Origin of the sequence: Sporosarcina sp. P2 (assembly GCF_002743255.1) — a bacterium.
In the GTDB taxonomy this organism is placed as follows: Bacteria; Bacillota; Bacilli; order Bacillales_A; family Planococcaceae; genus Sporosarcina.
Genome location: NZ_PDYY01000005.1, coordinates 131,769 through 153,380 on the forward strand (window position 1 = coordinate 131,769; position 21,612 = coordinate 153,380).

19 protein-coding genes are annotated in these 21,612 nt (G+C 40.9%); all 19 read left to right on the plus strand.

Annotated elements, in window-relative coordinates; genetic code table 11:
* The first annotated feature begins 17 nt into the window (after nucleotides 1–17).
* Entirely contained in the window at nucleotides 18–1,277 is a 1,260-nt protein-coding gene (gene rseP, locus CSV67_RS07375; RefSeq protein ID WP_099630946.1) for an RIP metalloprotease RseP, read from the plus strand.
* 18 nt (nucleotides 1,278–1,295) lie between these two features.
* A complete protein-coding gene (locus tag CSV67_RS07380; protein WP_099631033.1) occupies nucleotides 1,296–2,990 on the plus strand; it encodes a proline--tRNA ligase in 1,695 nt (564 codons plus the stop codon).
* A 64-nt stretch (nucleotides 2,991–3,054) separates the two neighbouring features.
* Nucleotides 3,055–7,362: a PolC-type DNA polymerase III gene (locus CSV67_RS07385; protein WP_099630947.1), complete on the plus strand. Its 4,308-nt coding sequence runs from the start codon at nucleotides 3,055–3,057 to the stop codon at nucleotides 7,360–7,362.
* Nucleotides 7,363–7,503: 141 nt separating this feature from the next.
* Nucleotides 7,504–7,974 (plus strand): ribosome maturation factor RimP, encoded by a 471-nt coding sequence (gene rimP / locus CSV67_RS07390; RefSeq protein ID WP_099630948.1) that lies wholly within the window; start codon nucleotides 7,504–7,506, stop codon nucleotides 7,972–7,974.
* Between the two features lie 83 nt (nucleotides 7,975–8,057).
* Entirely contained in the window at nucleotides 8,058–9,251 is a 1,194-nt protein-coding gene (gene nusA / locus CSV67_RS07395) for a transcription termination factor NusA (RefSeq protein ID WP_099630949.1), read from the plus strand.
* Nucleotides 9,252–9,272: 21 nt separating this feature from the next.
* Nucleotides 9,273–9,551 (plus strand): RNase P modulator RnpM, encoded by a 279-nt coding sequence (gene rnpM / locus CSV67_RS07400; RefSeq protein WP_099631034.1) that lies wholly within the window; start codon nucleotides 9,273–9,275, stop codon nucleotides 9,549–9,551.
* Nucleotides 9,548–9,898, plus strand: a complete 351-nt coding sequence (locus CSV67_RS07405) for a YlxQ family RNA-binding protein (RefSeq protein WP_099630950.1) — start codon at nucleotides 9,548–9,550, stop codon at nucleotides 9,896–9,898. The genes rnpM and CSV67_RS07405 overlap by 4 nt, the downstream gene beginning before the upstream one ends.
* Nucleotides 9,876–12,161, plus strand: coding sequence for a translation initiation factor IF-2 (gene infB, locus CSV67_RS07410; protein ID WP_099630951.1), 2,286 nt, complete (start codon nucleotides 9,876–9,878; stop codon nucleotides 12,159–12,161). Before CSV67_RS07405 ends, infB begins: the two co-directional genes overlap by 23 nt.
* Nucleotides 12,158–12,436: a DUF503 domain-containing protein gene (locus tag CSV67_RS07415; RefSeq protein ID WP_099630952.1), complete on the plus strand. Its 279-nt coding sequence runs from the start codon at nucleotides 12,158–12,160 to the stop codon at nucleotides 12,434–12,436. The genes infB and CSV67_RS07415 overlap by 4 nt, the downstream gene beginning before the upstream one ends.
* Before the next feature lie 22 nt (nucleotides 12,437–12,458).
* The gene (rbfA, locus tag CSV67_RS07420; protein WP_099630953.1) at nucleotides 12,459–12,809 is read left to right on the plus strand and encodes a 30S ribosome-binding factor RbfA; all 351 of its coding nucleotides are present in this window, start codon (nucleotides 12,459–12,461) and stop codon (nucleotides 12,807–12,809) included.
* Nucleotides 12,810–12,906: 97 nt separating this feature from the next.
* Nucleotides 12,907–13,818: a tRNA pseudouridine(55) synthase TruB gene (truB, locus tag CSV67_RS07425; protein ID WP_099630954.1), complete on the plus strand. Its 912-nt coding sequence runs from the start codon at nucleotides 12,907–12,909 to the stop codon at nucleotides 13,816–13,818.
* 12 nt (nucleotides 13,819–13,830) lie between these two features.
* Nucleotides 13,831–14,769 (plus strand): riboflavin biosynthesis protein RibF, encoded by a 939-nt coding sequence (gene ribF, locus CSV67_RS07430; RefSeq protein ID WP_099630955.1) that lies wholly within the window; start codon nucleotides 13,831–13,833, stop codon nucleotides 14,767–14,769.
* A gap of 131 nt (nucleotides 14,770–14,900) precedes the next feature.
* Nucleotides 14,901–15,170, plus strand: coding sequence for a 30S ribosomal protein S15 (gene rpsO, locus CSV67_RS07435; RefSeq protein WP_083035469.1), 270 nt, complete (start codon nucleotides 14,901–14,903; stop codon nucleotides 15,168–15,170).
* Between the two features lie 140 nt (nucleotides 15,171–15,310).
* Complete coding sequence (pnp, locus tag CSV67_RS07440; protein ID WP_099630956.1) at nucleotides 15,311–17,431, plus strand: polyribonucleotide nucleotidyltransferase; 2,121 nt, start codon at nucleotides 15,311–15,313, stop codon at nucleotides 17,429–17,431.
* Between the two features lie 79 nt (nucleotides 17,432–17,510).
* Nucleotides 17,511–18,770, plus strand: coding sequence for a M16 family metallopeptidase (locus tag CSV67_RS07445; protein ID WP_099630957.1), 1,260 nt, complete (start codon nucleotides 17,511–17,513; stop codon nucleotides 18,768–18,770).
* Nucleotides 18,771–18,827: 57 nt separating this feature from the next.
* Complete coding sequence (locus tag CSV67_RS07450; protein WP_099630958.1) at nucleotides 18,828–19,106, plus strand: YlmC/YmxH family sporulation protein; 279 nt, start codon at nucleotides 18,828–18,830, stop codon at nucleotides 19,104–19,106.
* A complete protein-coding gene (locus tag CSV67_RS07455; RefSeq protein ID WP_099630959.1) occupies nucleotides 19,099–19,905 on the plus strand; it encodes a hypothetical protein in 807 nt (268 codons plus the stop codon). The genes CSV67_RS07450 and CSV67_RS07455 overlap by 8 nt, the downstream gene beginning before the upstream one ends.
* The gene (locus tag CSV67_RS07460; protein WP_099630960.1) at nucleotides 19,878–20,468 is read left to right on the plus strand and encodes a dipicolinate synthase subunit B; all 591 of its coding nucleotides are present in this window, start codon (nucleotides 19,878–19,880) and stop codon (nucleotides 20,466–20,468) included. The genes CSV67_RS07455 and CSV67_RS07460 overlap by 28 nt, the downstream gene beginning before the upstream one ends.
* Nucleotides 20,469–20,585: 117 nt before the next feature.
* The gene (gene asd / locus CSV67_RS07465; RefSeq protein ID WP_099630961.1) at nucleotides 20,586–21,611 is read left to right on the plus strand and encodes an aspartate-semialdehyde dehydrogenase; all 1,026 of its coding nucleotides are present in this window, start codon (nucleotides 20,586–20,588) and stop codon (nucleotides 21,609–21,611) included.
* The last annotated feature ends 1 nt before the right edge of the window (nucleotide 21,612 follow it).

Sequence of the window (21,612 nt, forward strand, 5' to 3'; positions counted from 1 at the left end):
GTGAAGGTGGTTACTGAATGGAAACGGTTATTGCGTTTATAGTAATATTCGGGACACTTGTAGCATTTCATGAGTTTGGTCATTTCTTGTTTGCCAAGAAAGCTGGCATCATGGTTCGAGAGTTCGCTATTGGAATGGGACCTAAAATTTTAGCGATCCGCAAAGGTGAAACGCAATACACAATCCGCCTATTACCTATAGGGGGATATGTACGGATGGCTGGTGAAGATTTCGATACAGTTGAATTACAGCCAGGTTACCGTGTAGGATTATTATTGAATGCTCAAGACGAAATAGAAAAGATTTACTTAAATCGAAATGTTTCCAATCCGAATATTTTAAACGTGGAAGTTGAGTCATCCGATCTCGATAAAAAATTATATATTGAAGGATATGACGAAGATGGACAATTGGTTCATCTGAAAATTTCTAGAACAGCTTTGATTATTGAAAAAGGGCAGGAGACATTAATCGCTCCCTACGATCGTCAATTTGAGTCCAAATCATTGGGAAGCAGAGCATTGGCAATATTTGCAGGGCCGCTTTTCAATTTCATCTTGGCGTTTTTCATATTTCTAGCTCTTGGTTTAATGAATGGTGTACCAACCAATGAACCGATTATTTCGGAAGTGAAGTCGGATACGCCGGCGGAGATGGCTGGTATGAAAAAAGGTGACTTAATCACAGGAGTCGACGGTAAGTCGATTGATTCCTGGATGAAGTTTTCCGAAGCAATCCAAAAAAGCGCCGGAGTCCCGATGTCAATTGAAGTAGATCGGGCGGGTAAGCAAGTGGTTTTGGATGTAGTACCTGATACGGTGGAAGATGCTGGACAGGAATTTGGTCAAATTGGTGTTATGTATTCAAGTCCATTAGAAAAAGGATTTATTAAATCCATAGTGTTCGGAGCCGAGCAGACTTATTCATGGACTGTGAAGATCTTTGAATTATTAGGTATGCTCATTACGGGTCAGTTCACAATAGACGCACTGTCGGGTCCAGTAGGAATCTATAAAGCGACAGAAGAAGTGGCTCAACACGGTATTTTCAATTTAATGAATTGGGGCGCTGTGCTAAGTATCAATCTAGGGATCATGAACTTACTGCCATTACCTGCGTTGGACGGCGGAAGACTATTGTTCTTCTTGTTTGAAGGCTTAAGGGGTAAACCGATTGATAAACAAAAAGAAGGTATGGTGCATTTTGTAGGTATCATGTTATTAATGGTGTTGATGCTTGTTGTGACATGGAATGACATCCAACGATTTTTCTTCTAAAAAAGGTGGAAGTATATGATGAAACAATCGAAAACGTTTATACCCACAATGCGTGAAAATCCATCTGAAATAGAGATGCGTTCGCATCAGTTATTACTGCGGGCAGGTTATATTAGACAGAATGCCAATGGTGTTTACACATATTTAACTCTTGCACAAAAAGTATTTAGAAAAATCGAATCGATTATCCGGCAGGAAATGGAAGCTATTGAAGGCGTGGAAATTTCTTTGCCTGCGTTGCAAAGCTCAAGTATTCTAAAGGAAACTGAACGATGGGATTCATACGGCAGGGAAATGTTCCATGTCGCTGACAGACAGACCAATCAATTGGCTTTGAGCTCAAGCGATGAAGAAGCAATCATTGACCTACTGCGTGATGAAGTTCAATCGTATAAAAAGTTACCATTAACAATTTTTCAAATCAAAACAAAATTCCGTGATGAAATAAAGCCACGTGCTGGTTTACTTCATAGCAGAGAATTCATTAGAAAAGATGCCTATTCATTCCATTCAACGCAAGAGAGTTTGGATGAAAAGTATTTAGAAGTCATGCAGGCATACACCAATATGCTAACCCGTCTTGGTATGCATTTCCGCATGGTAATATCGGATGGTGGAACAGGTTCCCATGAGTTCATAGCGTTAACCGAAAACGGAGAAGATCAAATAGCATATAGCGATAGTTCTTCCTACGCTGCGAATATGGAGTTTGCCGAAGTCCACGTAGAATACGAGCCGTCCGATGAAAAGCAGTTAGAGATGATAAAAATCTCGACTCCGAATCAACGAACGATTGAAGATCTCGCTTCATTTTTATCAGTTAGTACGGAGCGTATAATCAAATCATTGGTGTATAAAGTGGACAATGATTTTGTTATGGTCATTTGTCGAGGCGATCATAGCCTCAATGAATATAAATTGAAGCGGTTTCTACATGTGAAACATATGGAGCTGGCAACAGAACAACAGATTGAAGAATTATTAGGCTGTCATGCCGGTTCGATTGGGCCTGTGAAACTACCGATTGGTGTAAGGGTATATGCCGATCATGCAGTCAAAGCAATGGTGAACGTAGTAGCCGGAGCGAATATGGACGACTATCACTTATTGAATGTCAATCCTGAACGTGATTTTGCTATTGATGATTATGTAGATATTCGTTTCGTTCAAGAAGGGGACAGTTCTCCTGATGGAATAGGTACGATTAAATTCACTGAAGGAATAGGCGTGGGACATTTACGAAAATTAGGCACCGTCTTCAGTGAACAGATGAAAGGAACATTCCTCAATGAACATGGCAGAAAAAAGCCTTTCATTATGGGAAGTTATAGTCTCGGAATCTCTCGGTTACTGGCTACAATTGCCGAGCAGTTCAATGATGAAAAAGGATTGAAGTGGCCGAAGCATTTAGCACCTTTTGATATTCATTTGATTACAACGAATGTTAAGGATGAAGTACAAACGCAGCTGGCGGATGAGTTATATGCTGTTCTAGAATCGTATCGATACGATGTGTTATATGATGATCGTGCTGAACGTGCGGGTGTGAAATTCGCTGATGCTGACTTGATTGGTTTACCAGTACGCATTATAATTGGTAAAAGAGCAAATGAAGGCATTGTGGAGGTTATGTACCGCCATAGTGGCGAGTCAATAGATTGGCAAAAAGAAGAAGTGTTGGAAAAGCTACAATCCTTCTTTAGTGCAGATTAATCCAAGAAGGGGAGTCCGTTAACGGAACTTCCCTTCTTTTCGCGATAGAATGGAGGAAATTTAGATGGATGCCGCTCAAAAGTTTTTAACTTTGCTGCAACAGACCGGACTGACAGATGATCAGTTCATGACCTATTTTCAAAACGGTGAGTTAAATCGTGTAACTATACAGAAGAAAACAAGAGTGTGGAAATTCAATATAACACTCGATGAAGTGTTACCTATCGAAGTATTCCAAACTATGCAACAACGTGTTCATGAATCGTTCGCAGCTATTGCGAATGTCCATATTGAAATGGAAGTTAGAAAAAATGAAGTGAATGAACAATTAATCATAGATTATTGGCCACTAATCGTAGATGAGCTAGCGGATATATCTCCTCCTATACGTCAATGTTTAGTGGAACAAAAGCCTAAGATACACGGCGAGAAATTATTGCTTACTTGCTCAAACGATTTAGAGTGTCAAACATTAAAAAATAAATATGTGGATATATTATCGTCACTCTATCAGCAATTCGGTTTTCCAAAGTATATGTTCGATGTATCGATTGTTGAATGCCATAACGCAGAAGAAGAACGTCAGCAATTTCTTTCGCAAAAGCAGCAGGAAGAAGACCTGTTATCCAAGCAAGCGTACCATCAGTTGCAACAACGTGAAACGATGAAAAGCGAGCAAGGTGATTCTGACAGAGTATTATCTCTTGGTACACCGATCAAAGCAGGCGAGCCAGTTATTCCGATCCATGAAATACAAGATGAAGAAAGACGTTTGATTATTGAAGGTTTTGTATTTGATGCGGAAGTACGAGAGTTGCGAAGTGGCCGTTCATTATTGACACTGAAAGTAACAGACTACACCGATTCAATCTTAGTCAAAATGTTTTCGCGTGATAATGAAGATGCAGAAATTATGAATTCCTTTAAAAAGGGTATGTGGGTAAGAGCTCGCGGTGGTATACAGAACGATACATTCGTACGTGACTTAATCATGATGGCGCAAGATATTGCCGTTATTCCCACTATTGAACGAATAGACAAAGCGCCTGATGGACAGAAACGTGTGGAATTACATGCGCACACATCCATGAGTCAAATGGATGCAGTCGTTTCAGCGCCAGCATTAGTGGCACAAGCAGCTAAATGGGGACATCCAGCGATTGCGATAACTGATCATGCGAACGTTCAGTCTTTCCCTGATGCTTATAACGCCGGTAAAAAACATGGTATTAAAGTGTTGTTTGGCTTGGAAATCAATCTGGTGGATGACGGTGTTCCAATTGTCTATGAAGAGCAACACCGTCTGCTTGAAACAGATACGTACGTTGTATTTGACGTCGAGACTACAGGCTTGTCAGCTGTGTACGACACGATTATCGAGCTTGCAGCTGTACGAGTGAAAGATGGAGAAATCATTGATCGGTTTGAACGCTTTGCCAATCCGCATCATCCGTTGTCGTCCGTGACGACGAATCTGACGGGTATTACAGATGACATGGTAGAAAATGCACCAGAAGTTGAAGACGTAATGGCAGAGTTTATAGAGTTTATCGGGGATGCAGTGTTGATTGCACATAATGCTTCGTTTGATATGGGTTTCTTTTATGCTTCATGCAAGCGCGCAAAAATAGAAACAATTGCTTATCCGGTCATCGATACATTGGAGCTATCTCGTTTCCTTTATCCCGAACTGCGAAATCACCGTTTGAACACATTGGCTAAAAAATTCGATATTGAATTAACACAGCATCACCGCGCCATTTACGATACAGAAGCTACTGCGTATCTGTTTTTACGCCTGCTATCCGAGACACAAGAAAAAGGTATCAAGTGGCTGGATGATCTAAATAAGAATATTGGTGAAGGGGATGCTTATAAACGCTCACGACCTTCACATTGTACTTTACTTGCGACAGATGATGAAGGGCTGAAAAACTTATTTAAGCTCGTATCTATTTCGCATATGGACTTTTTCTATCGCGTGCCCCGTATACCGCGTTCGTTACTTGTGAAATATAGAAAAGGGATAATCGTGGGTTCAGGCTGTGATAAAGGTGAAGTATTTGAAGGGTTAATGCAAAAGCCGATGGAAGAAGTAGAAGAAATCGCAAGCTTTTATGACTATTTGGAACTTCATCCAAAGCCCGTCTACTCGCATTTACTCGAACTCGATTTAATACGAGATGAGTGGAACCTCGAGGATATTATGCGGAAGATGATCAAGCTTGGTAAAAAAACGGGATTGCCAGTTTGTGCAACAGGGAATGTGCATTACTTAAATGAGACGGATGCGACCTACCGGAAAGTTCTTGTTCGTTCACAAGGTGGAGCAAATCCGTTAAATCGACACTCGCTACCTGAAGTTCACTTCCGTACGACAGACGAAATGTTGAAAGAATTTGAGTTTTTAGGTGAAGACGTAGCAAAAGAGATTGTAGTAGACAATCCATTGAAAATTGTAGAACGTATTGGTGATGTGAAACCAATTAAAGATGACCTGTATACACCTACAATTGAAGGGGCGGAAGACGAAGTACGTGATCTGACGTATTCTATGGCACATCAAATATACGGTGAAACATTGCCAGAGATCGTTGAAGCGCGAATCATAAAGGAATTAACGTCTATTATTGATAATGGTTTCTCAGTTATTTATCTAATTTCGCATAAGCTGGTGAAAAAGTCATTAGACGATGGCTATCTAGTTGGTTCGCGGGGATCTGTCGGCTCCTCATTTGTTGCAACCATGATGGAAATCACTGAAGTGAATCCGTTGGCGCCACATTATGTTTGTCCGTCATGTAAAACATATGAATTTTTTGATGATGGTTCAGTTGGTTCAGGATATGATTTGCCAGATAAAGCATGCCCAAATTGCCAGACGATGTTCAAAAAAGATGGTCAGGATATCCCGTTCGAAACCTTCCTTGGGTTCGCGGGTGATAAGGTTCCAGATATCGATTTGAACTTCAGTGGTGAGTATCAGGCGCATGCGCATAACTATACAAAAGAGCTGTTCGGAGAAGATTATGTGTTTCGTGCAGGAACAATAGGTACAGTAGCTGAAAAAACTGCATATGGATATGTTCGAGGGTATATGAATGATAACGATATCCAAATGCGTGGTGCGGAAATTGACCGGCTTGTACAAGGGTGCTCAGGCGTGAAACGAAATACAGGACAACACCCTGGTGGGATTATTGTAGTGCCTGATACAATGGACATTTTTGATTTTACACCGATTCAATTCCCAGCGAATGATCTAGAATCAAGCTGGAAGACAACACACTTTGATTTCCACTCCATCGATAATAATTTATTGAAATTAGATATTCTAGGGCATGATGATCCGACGATGATTAAAATGTTGGAAGATTTATCAGGCATCGATGCGATGACTATTCCGCCCGACGATAAAGGCGTTATGGAATTGTTTAGTGGTACGTCTTCTCTTGGCGTAACAGAAGAACAAATTGATTGCAAAACAGGAACTCTTGGCGTGCCGGAATTTGGAACACGATTTGTGCGACAAATGTTAGAAGAAACGAAGCCGTCTACTTTCTCTGAATTAATACAGATATCCGGTTTGTCACACGGTACGGATGTTTGGCTTGGTAATGCACAGGAATTAATCCAGAATAAAACTTGTCAGCTATCAGAAGTGATTGGCTGTCGTGACGATATTATGGTTTATTTGATCTATCAGGGACTTGAACCTTCACTTGCATTTAAGATTATGGAATCTGTACGTAAAGGAAAAGGATTGACTCCCGAATTTGAAGAAGCAATGAAAGAGAATAAAGTTCCAGGTTGGTATATCGGATCGTGTAAAAAAATCAAGTACATGTTCCCGAAAGCTCACGCCGCAGCATATGTATTAATGGCACTACGAATCGCATACTTCAAAGTGCATCATCCAATTATGTATTATGCGACGTACTTCACCGTTCGAGCGACCGACTTCGATTTGGTGACGATGTGTAAAGGTTCTGCAAGTATTCGAGCGAAAGTTAAAGAGATCAACGCCAAAGGATTGGACGCACTTCCGAAAGAGAAGAGCTTAGTAGTTGTTTTGGAAATAGCGTTGGAAATGGTTGAACGAGGATTTACATTTGCGAAACCTGATCTCTATAAATCGGATGCGACACAGTTTCTTATTGAAGACAATAAACTGATTCCGCCATTTAACTCGATTCCTTCACTAGGAACTAACGTTGCAAAGACGATTGTTGAGGCGAGAAAAGACGGTGAATTTTTATCGAAAGAAGACTTCCAGAAGAGAGGTCGAGTTTCTAAAACGGTTGTGGAGTATTTGGATAACCTCGGTTGCTTGGAAGGGATGCCTGAAGCGAACCAACTATCCCTATTCTAATGGGCTTGCAGCGGTTGCTTCAGTTGCATTGTAAATGGCCTTGTGATACGATTAAAACAACTTTTGCTATACGTCTTGCGGAAAAGAGTGGGGTTTCCCGCTCTTTTCTGTTGTTATTTTGAATTTCGGGAGGGATACCATATGAGTAAAATTATAGAGGAAGTCGAACAGTTAGCAAGGCCGATCGTTGAAGAATTGGGTCTTGAACTGGTTGATGTTGAGTTCTTGAAAGAAGGTCGCGATTGGTTTTTACGCGTCTACATCGATACACCTGAAGGTAATATTGACATAGATCAGTGTGCGGCAGTTAGTAATAAACTTAGCGAGGAACTAGACGTTGTGGATCCGATTTCGCAAAATTACTTCCTTGAAGTGTCTTCTCCCGGGGCGGAAAGACCTTTGAAAAAAGATGAAGATTTTGAAAAATCCGTGGGCCAATACGTGTTCATCAAAACGTATGAACCGATTGATGGAATGAAAGAATTCGAGGGGTATTTACTCGGGTACGGACCGGAACATGCAAAAGTGGAAATACGGATCAAGACGAGAAAAGTACTAGTGGAAATTGACAAAACAAAAATTGCATTCGCACGACTGGCAATTGATTTTTAAAGCGAAAAACAACCTCTGTCTAGCCTTGCGCTAATGACTGAGGAACCAAGAGCAACAACAATTGGAATGTAGGAGTGATGAACATGAGTAGTGAGCTACTCGACGCACTGACAGCTCTTGAACAGCAAAAAGGTATTTCAAGAGACGTAATAGTCGATGCAATTGAAGCAGCGCTTGTGACAGCGTACAAACGAAATTTTAACCAAGCACAAAACGTGCGTGTGGACTTGAATTTAAACAAAGGCACAATGGCTGTCTATTCACGTAAAGATGTAGTAGAAGAAGTAGAAGACGAGCGATTACAAATTTCATTGGAAGATGCACAACTCATCAATCCAGTATATGAACTACATGATGTCGTTGAGGAAGAAGTCACACCGCGTGACTTTGGACGAATTGCTGCCCAGACTGCTAAGCAAGTTGTAACCCAGCGTGTTCGTGAAGCTGAACGCGGTTTGATCTATGAAGAGTATATCGATCGTGAAGAAGATATCGTCAACGGAATCGTAGAGCGTATGGATCCGAAAAACCTATTCGTTGGATTAGGGAAAGTGGAAGCGGTGTTACCGTCAAGCGAACAAATTCAAACAGAATCATATGCACCCCACGATCGCATCAAAGTATACATTACAAAAGTAGAAAGAACAGCACGTGGACCTCAAGTCTTTGTTTCCAGAACACATCCAGGTCTATTACGGCGTTTATTTGAACTTGAAGTGCCTGAAATATATGATGGTACAGTAGAAATCAAATCGATTGCACGTGAAGCGGGCGATCGCTCAAAAATCTCTGTCTATACAACAAACGAAGAAGTGGATCCAGTAGGTTCCTGTGTAGGTTCAAGAGGAGCACGTGTCCAAACTATTTCGAACGAATTGAATGGCGAAAAAGTAGATATCGTAGAGTGGTCTGAAGATCCGGTCATCTTCGTCGCAAATGCTTTAAGCCCTTCAAAAGTTATTGATGTACAAGTAAATGAAGAAGAGCGTTCTACTACTGTTGTTGTACCAGATTACCAACTCTCCTTGGCAATCGGGAAAAGAGGCCAGAATGCAAGATTGGCTGCTAAATTAACGGGTTGGAAAATTGATATCAAAAGTGAAACGGATGCCAGAGAATTAGGGATCTATCCCCGTGAGGAATCTCTTGCAGTGCCAGTAGAAGAGGTAGATGGTAGTGCAGATGAGTTCCTAGAAGCTTATGAGTATGAAGATGAAACGCCAGCTGAATCAGCTGAAGATTTTGATTTATACGCAGATGAAGACAAAGAAGATTGATTTGGAAAGGATTGCATGCTGATGGCGAACAATCGAAAAATCCCTTTGCGTAAATGTGCAGCGACTGGTGACATGTTACCTAAAAAAGAAATGATTCGAATTGTCCGTACGAAAGAAGGCGAAGTATCCGTGGATTTGACAGGAAAGAAGTCAGGCCGCGGTACATACGTTTCCAAAACGGAGGATGCCGTAGAAAAAGCACGTAAGCAACACTCGATTGAACATCAATTGAATGTCAAAGTACCGGAAGAAGTATACGAAGACCTTTTGCATGCAATTCGTCGAGAGGCGATTAAATGACAAAAGATTCGATACCTATTTATCAATTGCTTGGTATGGCGGCACGTGCACGTAAAATTGTAACGGGTGAAGATTTAGTCGTACAGTCAGTTCGTGCAGGCGAAGCGCATCTGGTTATCCTATCTGATGATGCATCAAAGAACACAATGAAAAAATTAACGAATAAATGTAATACGTACAACGTTGAGAAGCATGTATTTGGAAGCCGTGAAGAACTCGGGCATGCAATTGGAAAAGAAGCTCGAGTCGTTTTGGCACTAACAGATAAAGGATTCGCAAAAAAGTTATCCGAGCTTCTCAATGAATATAATCGGAGGTGGGCTAATGACGAAAATGAAAGTACATGAATATGCCAGATCAATAGGCAAAACAAGTCGAGATATTGCTGCTGAATTAAGTAAAAGTAATATTGTAATAAAGAGCCATATGGAAGAACTGGATCCAGTATCTATTGCAAAATTAGATGAGAAGTTTGGTGATCTTAAAAAGCCGGAGGCGAAAACTGCTACAGTTAAGCCAGCGAGCAAACCAGCAAACCAGAGAACAGATCGTCCAAACAACACAAATAAACCAACTGGCGCGCAAGGTACTAACCGACCTGCAAGTAGCCAAGGCGGATCTAACCGTCCAGCTTCCACTCGTCCTCAAGGACAATCTACATCCGCACCGAAAGCGGGTAGCTCGCAACCACCACGTCAGCAGGGTGCAGGTTCAGCACGTCCAGCTGGCGGAGGCGGACGTCCAGGCGGGGGGCGCGGTGGTAGACCACCAGCACGCGGTATTAATCAAGGTCGCCGTAGATACCGTCCGGCGGTACCTGCACAAAAGATTGAAATACCATTACCGGATAAAATTACTTTTTATGAGTCATTATCAGTGGGTGAGCTAGCTAAAAAATTAGGTAAAGAACCTTCTGAAATCATCAAAAAGTTGTTCATGCTTGGTGTAATGGCAACCATTAACCAAGAATTAGATAAAGATGCAATTGAGTTGATTTGTGCGGAATACGACGTTGAAGTAGAAGAAGAGATCCGCATTGACGTAACAGACTTGGAGATCTACTTCGAAGATCCTGAAGAGGAAGAAGAAGTACAAGGTGAACTAACAGAAAGACCACCAGTTGTCACAATTATGGGTCACGTTGACCATGGTAAAACGACGTTGCTTGACTCTATTCGTAACACTAAAGTAACGCAAGGTGAAGCAGGTGGCATTACTCAGCATATTGGTGCATACCAAATTACAGCTAACGACAAGAAAATCACATTCCTTGATACACCAGGCCACGAAGCTTTCACAACGATGAGAGCGCGCGGTGCGAAAGTTACGGACTTGACAATCTTAGTTGTAGCAGCCGATGACGGTGTTATGCCACAAACAATTGAAGCGATCAACCATGCAAAAGCAGCAGAAGTTCCAATCATTGTTGCAGTTAACAAAATGGATAAACCTTCTGCAAATCCTGACCGCGTTATGCAGGAATTAACTGAACACGGTTTAGTCGCAGAAGACTGGGGCGGCGATACGATTTTCGTACCAATTTCTGCACTAAAAGGTGAGGGAATTGATCAGTTACTCGAAATGGTTCTATTAGTTGCAGAAGTAGGCGAATTTACTGCTGATACTTCCATTAGAGCTAGAGGTACTGTAATTGAAGCGCAACTCGACAAAGGAAAAGGTTCTGTAGCTACTTTGCTTGTGCAAAATGGTACATTGCATGTAGGAGATCCAATTGTTGTCGGGAATACGTACGGCCGTGTTCGTGCAATGGTCAGTGACCTTGGTCGTCGCGTAAAAGAGGCAGGTCCTTCAACACCAGTAGAAATTACTGGGTTGAGTGATGTTCCATTTGCAGGAGACCGTTTCGTCGTATTTAAGGATGAAAAAACGGCTCGTCAAATCGCTGAATCACGTGCTGGAGAAGCGCTTCAAGAACAGCGTGTGGAGAAAACACGTGTAACACTCGATAACTTGTTTGATCAAATGAAACAAGGCGAAATGAAAGAATTGAACTTAATTGTTAAAGCAGACGTACAAGGTGCGGTTGAGGCAATGGCGGCTTCTCTAATGAAGATTGAAGTAGAAGGCGTTAATGTAAAAATTATCCACACTGGCGCAGGGGCGATCAATGAGTCCGATATATCTTTGGCAGCTGCATCTAACGCGATCGTTATTGGATTTAACGTACGTCCTGATACCAATGCAAAACGTGCCGCTGAAGCAGAAGGCGTAGATATTCGTCTGCACCGTGTTATTTATAAAGTAATTGAAGAAATCGAATCAGCTATGACAGGCCTACTTGATCCGGAGTATGAAGAGAAAGTAATAGGTCAGGCAGAAGTTCGTGAAACATTTAAAGTATCTAAGATCGGAACGATTGCAGGAAGCTATGTAATCGATGGCAAAATCACTAGAGATGCTGGCGTTCGTGTTTTGCGCGATAACATTGTAGTCTTTGAAGGCGAATTGGATACATTGAAGCGTTTCAAAGATGATGCAAAAGAAGTTGCAAAAGGCTATGAATGTGGTATTACAATTAAAAAATTCAATGATGTCAAAGAAGGAGATATCATCGAAGCGTACGTTATGGAAGAAATTAAAAGAGTATGATTGTTTACGCGGAATGTTCTTTCTACATCCCAGCAGCGGCTTCTTTAAAAGAAAAGCGAGCTGTTTTGAATAGGATGAGGGATCGGGTGAAAAACTCCTATAATGTATCGGTTGCAGAAATCGATCATCAAGATCTATGGCAACGTACTACATTCGCATTAGTTGCCGTGGCATCTTCCAAAGACGCCGCGGAACGGGAAGTGAGACGTGCGATTCGTCTGTTTGAATCCAATCCTGATTGGGAAATGACTACGTGTACAGTTGACTACTTATGAGCAAAGAACGAGGTGAATTGCCATGTCAGTGCGTGCTAATCGTATAGCAGAGCAAATGAAGAAGGAATTGGGCGATATTATCGGCCAAAAACTGAAAGATCCACGTATCGGATTTGTGACGGTGACCGGTGTTGATGTAACTGGAGATTTACAACAAGCGAAAATCTTTATTTCTGTTCTAGGAACAGATAAAGAAAAGGAAGATTCGTTACTTGGGCTTTCCAAAGCAAAAGGTTTCATTCGATCAGAAATTGGTCAGAGAATCCGCCTTCGCAAAACACCCGAAATTGAATTCGAAATCGATGAATCAGTCGCTTACGGTAATCGGATTGAAAGTTTGATCCGCAAAGTAAAAGACGAAAATGAACAATAAACACGAGGAGGAAGTTCATAGTCGCTTAGGCGGCATGACTTCCTCCCTTCTTACATAGAGCAAGTTTTTCTGAATGAATTTAGGAAGAAGGGGTAAGATGAACGGTATTCTACCTTTATGGAAAGAGAAAGGTATGACGTCGCATGACTGTGTCTTTAAGTTACGAAAGATATTACGGACAAAAAAAGTCGGACATACAGGCACGTTGGATCCTGAAGTAGAAGGTGTCTTGCCTATATGTATAGGAAGAGCCACAAAAGTCGCTTCATATATTACAGATGCAGGTAAAGAGTATATCGCAACCGTATCTATAGGGCGCTCAACGGAAACAGAAGACGCGCAAGGCGAGACTGTAATAAGTGATTTAACACAAAAAGAATTCACCAGGAATCAAATTGTAGAAGCATTAGAGCAACTAACAGGTGAAATCACTCAAATCCCACCTATGTATTCAGCGGTAAAAGTAAACGGCAGACGTCTGTATGAATATGCGAGGAAAGGCATTGATGTAGAACGTCCTGTTCGTAAAGTGCAGATCTATCAAATGGATTTATTGAATGAAGATCAACTTTTTAGTGGCGAAGAAGTAATGTTTTCCATTAGAGTACGTTGTGGTAAAGGAACTTATATCCGAACGTTAGCTGTGCAAATTGGCGAACTGCTTGGATATCCAGCACATATGGATTCCTTAGTCCGAACTATTTCAGGTAATTTTGACGAATCACATTGTAAAACTCTCGAAGAAGTAGCACAAGTGATGGAGTTAGATCAATTACAGACAATTTTGCGTCCTATCGAAGATGTATTGACTGATTTTCCACAACTTGAAATCGATGCAGCATCATTGGAATCTATACGAAATGGTCAAGTGCTTCCCGCAGTACCACTGCTAACTGATCACCCTTCTATCATGATGATGTTCGAAGGTCGTGTGTTGGCAATCTATCAAAAACATCCAACAAAGCCCGGTTTAATGAAACCGGAAAAAATGCTGCTAGCTAGTGAGTAAGGAGAGATAGAAATGAAAATCTATAGATTACGGTATCCGGATTCGATAAATATTCGACAACATCTTGCTTCTTCGTTAGCTATTGGATTTTTTGATGGTGTACATAAAGGACATCAGGAAGTCATTCGCAGTGCTAAAAAAGTTGCAGATGATTTATCGATCGAGACAGCTGTCATGACGTTCGACCCCCATCCATCACAGTTGTTTTCAGGAAAAAATGTTGGATATATTACACCGATTGAAGAAAAAATCAGGGTGCTTGAATCTCTTGGTGTGGATACTCTATTCATCGTCAGTTTTGATTGGGAATTGGCTAGTCTTTCACCGCAAAGATTTATCGATATCTTTATCAAAGGACTTGGTGTTAAACATGTTACGGCCGGCTTCGATTTTACATTTGGTTCAAAGGGTTCTGGGACGATGAAAGATATGCAGGAGCTATCGGAAGGTGAGTTTGGGACAACAGTCATTTCTAAAGTGACTTTCAATCAAGACAACAAAGTATCTTCCACGGAAATTCGCCAACTATTATCTAATGGTGATGTAGAAGCGGCAGCGGTACTTCTCGGTCGTCCATTCCGTACAATGGGTGAAGTAATACATGGAGAAAAACGGGGACGTCAGTTAGGTTTCCCTACAGCTAATATCCAAACTGCCGAAGAACATGTAGTTCCCGCTAGTGGTGTGTATGCCGTGCGTTGCCTGATAGGAGATACATGGTACCGCGGTGTCTGCAATATGGGTGTAAAGCCAACCTTTCATGATCCAGAACATCGAATTCCTACAGCTGAAGTACATCTGCTGGACGTCAATATGGATCTGTACGGACAAAAAATGGCAATTGAATGGTTGTACCGTATACGTTCGGAACAAAAATTCGATTCACTTGATGCATTAAAAATGCAAATTGGAAAAGATAAGCAAACGGCAAAGGACTTATTAACCGACTAGTTGGTTGTTGCAACTGACATAATGCCGTGATATGATACAATAGTGTTCATTACACGAACCTCTTCTTGGCAACACGAGTCACCAACGTTTGCTCGGGGGACGGGGATACTTTTATTTAGGAGGTGAAAAGGATGGCTATTACACAAGAGCGCAAAGCTGAATTGATTAACGAATTCAAGACTCATGAAAATGATACTGGATCTGCTGATGTTCAGATTGCTATCCTTACTGAAGAGATCAATAACCTGAACAGCCACTTACGTACTCACAAGAAAGATCACCACTCACGTCGTGGTTTGTACAAAATGGTTGGTACACGTCGTCGTCTATTGAGATATCTACGTGAAACTAACGTTCAACGTTACCGTGATCTTATTGCATCACTTGGCTTACGCCGTTAATAAGACTGAGAAGCGGGCTTTGCCCGCTTTTTTCTATGGAATTAAGATGAAATATTTCGCATATATGTATCACGTTTGATACACTATGAATAATTACATACAAGGATGTATACAGTTTTACAATAGAGAGGAGTTCTACAATGTCAGAACAGAAAAAAGTTTATACACTCGATTGGGCAGGACGTACGCTTACAATCGAAGCCGGCCAACTTGCAAAGCAAGCTAACGGTGCGGTGCTCGTTCGCTATGGCGAAACAACAGTACTTTCCACGGTAACAGCTTCTAAGAAACCAAAACCTCTAGATTTCTTCCCACTTACAGTGAATTATGAAGAACGCATGTACTCGGTTGGTAAAATCCCAGGAGGATTTATCAAGCGCGAAGGACGTCCTTCAGAAAATGCAGTATTGACTAGTCGGTTGATTGACCGTCCGATAAGACCATTATTCCCTGAAGGCTTCCGTAACGACGTCCAAGTAATTTCACTTGTTATGTCAGTGGATCAGGATTGTTCATCTGAAATTTCAGCTATGATTGGTTCTTCTTTGGCTTTATCTATCTCAGATATTCCATTTGATGGACCAATCGCAGGCGTTCAAATAGGTCGTATAGATGGAGAATTCATCATCAATCCTACACCGAGTCAGCTTGAAACATCAGAACTTGATTTAGTCGTTGCGGGAACAAAACATGCAATCAATATGGTCGAAGCAGGAGCTAAAGAAGTTTCTGAAGAGATCATGTTAGAAGCAATTATGTTTGGTCACGATCAAATTAAGAAATTAGTCGAATTCCAAGAGAAAATTGTAGCTGAAATTGGCAAACCAAAGTTCGAAATCGAATTGTTCACATTGGATGCAGACATCAGTAAAGAAGTAAAAGATCGTTGTGAAAACGAACTAATGACAGCAATCCAAACTGAAGAAAAGCATGCACGTGAGGAAGCGATCAATGAAGTGAAGGCAGCTGTACTTGAGCATTACACAGAAGCTGACGAAGAGACTATCAAGCAAGTGAAAGCGGTTCTTGAGCAAATGGTGAAAGATGAAGTACGTCGTCTAATTACAGTCGACAAAGTTCGTCCAGATGGTCGTTCGCTTGACGAAATTCGTCCACTATCATCCGAAACTGGGATCTTACCTCGCACTCATGGTTCTGCATTATTCACACGTGGACAAACACAAGTACTAAGTGTATGTACATTAGGGGCGCTTGGTGAAAATCAGATTATTGATGGTCTAGGTTCAGATGAGTCTAAGCGCTTCATGCATCATTATAATTTCCCGAACTTTAGTGTCGGTGAAACAGGTCCGATTCGTGGTCCAGGTCGTCGTGAAATTGGTCACGGTGCATTGGGAGAGCGGGCATTACAGCCTATGCTTCCCGATGAAGTGGAATTCCCTTACACAATGCGTCTAGTTGCAGAAGTATTGGAGTCTAATGGTTCCTCTTCACAAGCATCAATTTGTGCCTCTACAATGGCTATGATGGACGCTGGTGTACCACTCAAAGCACCTGTAGCTGGAATTGCTATGGGATTGATCAAAAAAGAAGAAGACTATTCCATTCTGTCAGATATTCAAGGAATGGAAGACCATTTAGGCGATATGGACTTTAAAGTAGCAGGTACTAATAATGGTATTACTGCTCTTCAAATGGATATCAAAATTGATGGTTTATCCCGTCAGATTTTGGAAGAATCTCTTGAGCAAGCGAAAATTGGTCGTATCAAAATTCTTGATCATATGTTGACGACAATATCTTCAACTCGTGAAGAATTATCTGAGTACGCACCGAAGATTATAGTCATCCATATCAAACCCGATAAGATTCGTGATGTGATCGGACCAGGTGGAAAAGTCATTAATAAAATTATTGAAGAAACTCAAGTGAAAATCGATACAGAGCAAGATGGAACGATTTATATTTCGTCGCCAAACTCTGAAATGAATGAAAAAGCTAAGAATATGATCGAAAATATTGTGCGTGAAGCAAAAGTAGGCGAGTACTACTTGGCGAAAGTTAAGCGTATTGAGAAGTTCGGTGCATTCTTGGAAATCTTCCCGGGCAAAGACGGCTTACTTCATATTTCTGAGATTCAGGAAGCACGTACGAAAGAAGTAGAAGATGTATTAAAATTGGATGATGAACTATTTGTAAAGGTAATTGAAATCGACAGACAAGGTCGAGTGAATCTTTCACGAAAAGTAGTCATTCAGGAAGAAAAAGAACAAGAACAAGAACAAGCTAACAAAGAGTAATCAATTCGTGAAAAAAGCCTCTTCCTGCACAAGTTGCGGCGAAGGAGGCTTTTTGTTCTTACAATAAGGAGTGAAGTCTGTGATTCAAAAATATAATTGTTCAAATGGTGTACGCATTATCCATGAAAAAATGCCGCATTTACAGTCCGTGGCAATCGGTGTCTGGGTGCATGCAGGTTCAGCCAATGAAACTAAAGAGCAAGAGGGCATTGCCCATTTTATTGAACATATGTTGTTCAAGGGAACGGACACAAGAAGTGCACGAATGATTGCTGAGCAGTTTGATCAGATTGGGGGCGATCTAAATGCCTTTACTTCTAAAGAAATGACTTGCTATTACACTACAGTCTTAAGTCATCATGCTTCATACGCATTAACTGTTTTATCTGATATGTTTTTCCATTCTCAATTCAAAGAAGAAGAGATGGAAAAAGAAAAATCTGTCATTCTGGATGAAATATCTTCTGTTGAAGACATGCCTGATGAAGATGTGGACGAAAGATTATGGGCCGGAATGTTCTCAGAGGATGCAATTGGAAAGCCTGTAGGTGGAAGGATTGAAACAATAAAGTCATTTACGAAAGAAATGGTTGAAGAATTCATGGTGAAACATTATCGTCCCGAAAACTTGGTAATTTCCATTGCAGGAAATTATGATGAGCGTTTAATCAAGCTGATTGAAGCAAACTTCGGAAGCTATCAAAGTAAAGACCAGGCTTCTGTTTCGATAAAAGACGAAAAAGTACCGAATTTTACAGCACAACAAATCATCAAAACAAAAAATATTGAACAAGCTCATGTATGCTTTGGTTATCCTTCTCTGCCTTCGACTCACGATAAAATTTACGAGTTAAGCTTATTTGATAGTATCCTCGGCGGAACGATGTCATCTAGGTTATTTCAGGAAGTTCGAGAGAATCGCGGTCTAGCCTATTCGATTCACACATATTATGCCGCATATAAAAATGCTGGCTCCTTTGTGATTTATTGCGGAACCTCTCCGGAAAACATTTTAGAGACGTATCGCACAATTGATCAGGTCATTGCGGAAGTACTCCATGATGGTCTAACAGACAAAGAATTGCGAAATGCCAAAGAACAACTTAAAGGTAGTTTTGTTCTTGGTTTGGAAAGCTCTGAATCGCGTATGTATAGGAATGGACGCAATGAATTAGTGCTTGGCAAACATCAGACGATCAATGAAGTCGTTGAACATATTGAGAATGTTGAAAAACGAAATGTCTATCGACTGGGACAGCAAATGTTAGAAAGTGATCGTGCACTATCCATTATCGCGCCTAAATCAAGTATTCAGCAATTAAAAAAATTGCAGAACTAGTCGACTTCTCGCCTCTGATACATATGATGAAAGAGATCTTTATAGGGGAGGGCTTTCATGAAATTATCAGAACTGGCACAAAAAGAGCTGATTCAAGTAGAAGAAGGCATGAGGTATGGCTTCTTGGCAGAAACAGATTTGCTGTTCGACCGCAAAACAGGAGCAATCATCGGATTTGAAATACGGAAAAAATTAGGAAAAACTCTTTTTAGGCAAAAAGATCAAGATATAATTGAATATATTCCTTGGCATGAAATTGTGTTGGTGGGCGAAGATCGGATTTTATTTGGCAAAACGCATGAACTGAATAGAAAGGAAGTGGAAGAATATGACTAAATGGCTTGTAGTAGGCACCGATCAACGTTTGCGCATTGCGAATGAACTATTGGTAAAATCAGGAATTGACAGTGAGTATATATGTTCTGATACGTTTGATGAACAGTTAAAGCAAACTTTGATAGATACAAAGCCTGATCATCTTCTACTTCCTTTGTTGATGATGGAACAAAGCATACCCGTAGACTATTTGAAAAAAGGCTCTTCTGTTTATTCCGGTAATACTTCAGCGAAATGGAGACAAGAGCTTGCTGAGAAATGTATAACGCATACGAATTATCTAGAAAATGAGCAATTCATTTGGAGAAATGCTCAATTGACTGCAGAAGCATTCGTTCATGTCTTTTATGAACATACCAAACGACAGATTGCAGGTAAGCATTTTTATATTGCTGGATTTGGCAGAGTAGGAAAAGCAATTGCCCATACATTGTATCAATTGCAGGCCACTGTCACCATCGTTGCACGTGCTGACGGACAATTGGCGGAAGCAGAGGTGTTTGGATATAACACTCTAAAACTCCATGATGCCACAACATTCACACATGGATACTTAGTTAACACTATTCCAGCTCCATGGCTCGATACAAATCAAAGCGGCACTGTTCATGTATTTGATGTCTCTTCAACACCTGGGTGCCTAAAGCATTCCAATTCCGCTGAATACTATACGATACACCTCAAATTGCCCGGGAAGCATTTTCCTGAGGATGCGGCTGCTGTATTAGTTGACGCGATTTTGAGAATAAGTATAGACGAAAGGGGAACTAAATGCTCAAAGGAAAACGAATCGGATTAGGCATCACTGCTTCACACTGCACATACGACCAACTGCTTCCGATGATCGCTTCGTTGCAAAAAGAGGGAGCGATTGTCGTTCCAATTATTACACATTCAGTTCTTCATGCTGCAACGCGTTTTGGTACGGGTGAAGAGTGGATTAAACGAATAGAAGAAGCGACAGGCGAGAAGGTAGTGACAAGTATTGTTGAAGCAGAACCATTCGGACCATCCAATCCGCTTGACTGCATGGTAATTTCACCGCTTACGGGTAATTCCATGAGTAGGTTCGCAAATGCTGCTACTGATTCACCTGTTTTGATGGCAGCTAAAGCAACATTGCGTAATGGTAAACCGGTAGTACTTGGTATTTCTACAAATGACGCACTAGGACTTAACGGAATGAATCTCATGAAGTTATTGAATATGAAACACGTCTTTTTTATTCCATTCGGTCAGGATGATTGCATAAAAAAACCGAACTCCTTAATATCGGATTTCTCATTATTACCTGCTACTGTTGCATCCGCGATAGAAAGTAAACAATTACAACCGTTACTAATAATTCATAATAATGCATGAAAATAGATTTTTAAATTCTTCAATATATGTTATAATTCGTTCAATCACAATTAACGAGACGAGGACATGACAATCTGTCCCTACTATTGCTTGTTAATAATTGAAAGGAAGATATAGATGAAGAGTGTTACTGTTGCAATTGTTGGCGCGACCGGAGCGGTAGGTACAAAAATACTTGAGAAATTGGTGGAACGTAATTTCCCTGCCACTTCCATTAAGTTACTAGCATCTAAACGTTCAGCGGGCAATGAAATCATAGCGGGTGGAAAAACGTACGTTGTACAAGAAACAACGCCGGAAGCTTTTGAAGGTATCGACATTGCATTCTTTAGTGCCGGTGGAAGTATTTCCGAGAAGTTTGCACAAGACGCAGTGAAAAGCGGAGCGGTTGTAATTGATAACACAAGCGCATTCCGCATGGACCCTAATACGCCACTTGTCGTTCCAGAAGTGAATCCACAAGAGTTGAAAAACCATTCAGGAATCATTGCGAATCCAAATTGTTCTACCATTCAGATGGTAGCAGCGCTTAAGCCTATTAAAGATCAATATGGACTGAGCAAGCTCATCGTATCTACTTACCAGGCAGTCTCAGGTGCCGGTGTGGAAGCGATTGATGAACTAGCGGAACAAAGCAAGCAATTCACGGATCGTAGTGAAATTGAAGCAGAAGTATTACCATCCGCTTCTGCAAAACGTCATTATCCAATCGCATTCAATGCGATTCCACAAATTGATTCATTTGATGAGTCGGGCTATACATTGGAAGAACTGAAAATGATCAATGAAACAAAGAAAATATTCGGCGATCAAAACATGGCAGTAGCAGCAACGTGTGTCAGATTACCAGTTGTATCCGGACATTCAGAATCCGTTTACATTGAAATTGATCAAGACGACGTCACAGTGAAAGATATCCAGGCATTGATCGAAAATGCCCCAGGAATTGTCTTGCAAGATGATCCGGCTTCACAGCTCTATCCAATGCCACTTTATGCAGAAGATAAAGATGAAGTATTTGTAGGAAGAATCCGTAAAGATTTAGATAACAGCAAAGGATTCCACCTATGGATTGTATCGGATAACTTATTAAAAGGTGCTGCATTAAACTCCGTGCAAATCGCAGAGGCACTTATCAAATAAA

Bases quoted from the DNA above. Each gene is read 5' to 3' on its own strand.
- rseP (WP_099630946.1), top strand. From the start codon at position 18: ATGGAAACGGTTATTGCGTTTATAGTAATATTCGGGACACTTGTAGCA.
- CSV67_RS07380 (WP_099631033.1), top strand. From the start codon at position 1,296: ATGAAACAATCGAAAACGTTTATACCCACAATGCGTGAAAATCCATCT.
- CSV67_RS07385 (WP_099630947.1), top strand. From the start codon at position 3,055: ATGGATGCCGCTCAAAAGTTTTTAACTTTGCTGCAACAGACCGGACTG.
- rimP (WP_099630948.1), top strand. From the start codon at position 7,504: ATGAGTAAAATTATAGAGGAAGTCGAACAGTTAGCAAGGCCGATCGTT.
- nusA (WP_099630949.1), top strand. From the start codon at position 8,058: ATGAGTAGTGAGCTACTCGACGCACTGACAGCTCTTGAACAGCAAAAA.
- rnpM (WP_099631034.1), top strand. From the start codon at position 9,273: ATGGCGAACAATCGAAAAATCCCTTTGCGTAAATGTGCAGCGACTGGT.
- CSV67_RS07405 (WP_099630950.1), top strand. From the start codon at position 9,548: ATGACAAAAGATTCGATACCTATTTATCAATTGCTTGGTATGGCGGCA.
- infB (WP_099630951.1), top strand. From the start codon at position 9,876: ATGACGAAAATGAAAGTACATGAATATGCCAGATCAATAGGCAAAACA.
- CSV67_RS07415 (WP_099630952.1), top strand. From the start codon at position 12,158: ATGATTGTTTACGCGGAATGTTCTTTCTACATCCCAGCAGCGGCTTCT.
- rbfA (WP_099630953.1), top strand. From the start codon at position 12,459: ATGTCAGTGCGTGCTAATCGTATAGCAGAGCAAATGAAGAAGGAATTG.
- truB (WP_099630954.1), top strand. From the start codon at position 12,907: ATGAACGGTATTCTACCTTTATGGAAAGAGAAAGGTATGACGTCGCAT.
- ribF (WP_099630955.1), top strand. From the start codon at position 13,831: ATGAAAATCTATAGATTACGGTATCCGGATTCGATAAATATTCGACAA.
- rpsO (WP_083035469.1), top strand. From the start codon at position 14,901: ATGGCTATTACACAAGAGCGCAAAGCTGAATTGATTAACGAATTCAAG.
- pnp (WP_099630956.1), top strand. From the start codon at position 15,311: ATGTCAGAACAGAAAAAAGTTTATACACTCGATTGGGCAGGACGTACG.
- CSV67_RS07450 (WP_099630958.1), top strand. From the start codon at position 18,828: ATGAAATTATCAGAACTGGCACAAAAAGAGCTGATTCAAGTAGAAGAA.
- CSV67_RS07455 (WP_099630959.1), top strand. From the start codon at position 19,099: ATGACTAAATGGCTTGTAGTAGGCACCGATCAACGTTTGCGCATTGCG.
- CSV67_RS07460 (WP_099630960.1), top strand. From the start codon at position 19,878: ATGCTCAAAGGAAAACGAATCGGATTAGGCATCACTGCTTCACACTGC.
- asd (WP_099630961.1), top strand. From the start codon at position 20,586: ATGAAGAGTGTTACTGTTGCAATTGTTGGCGCGACCGGAGCGGTAGGT.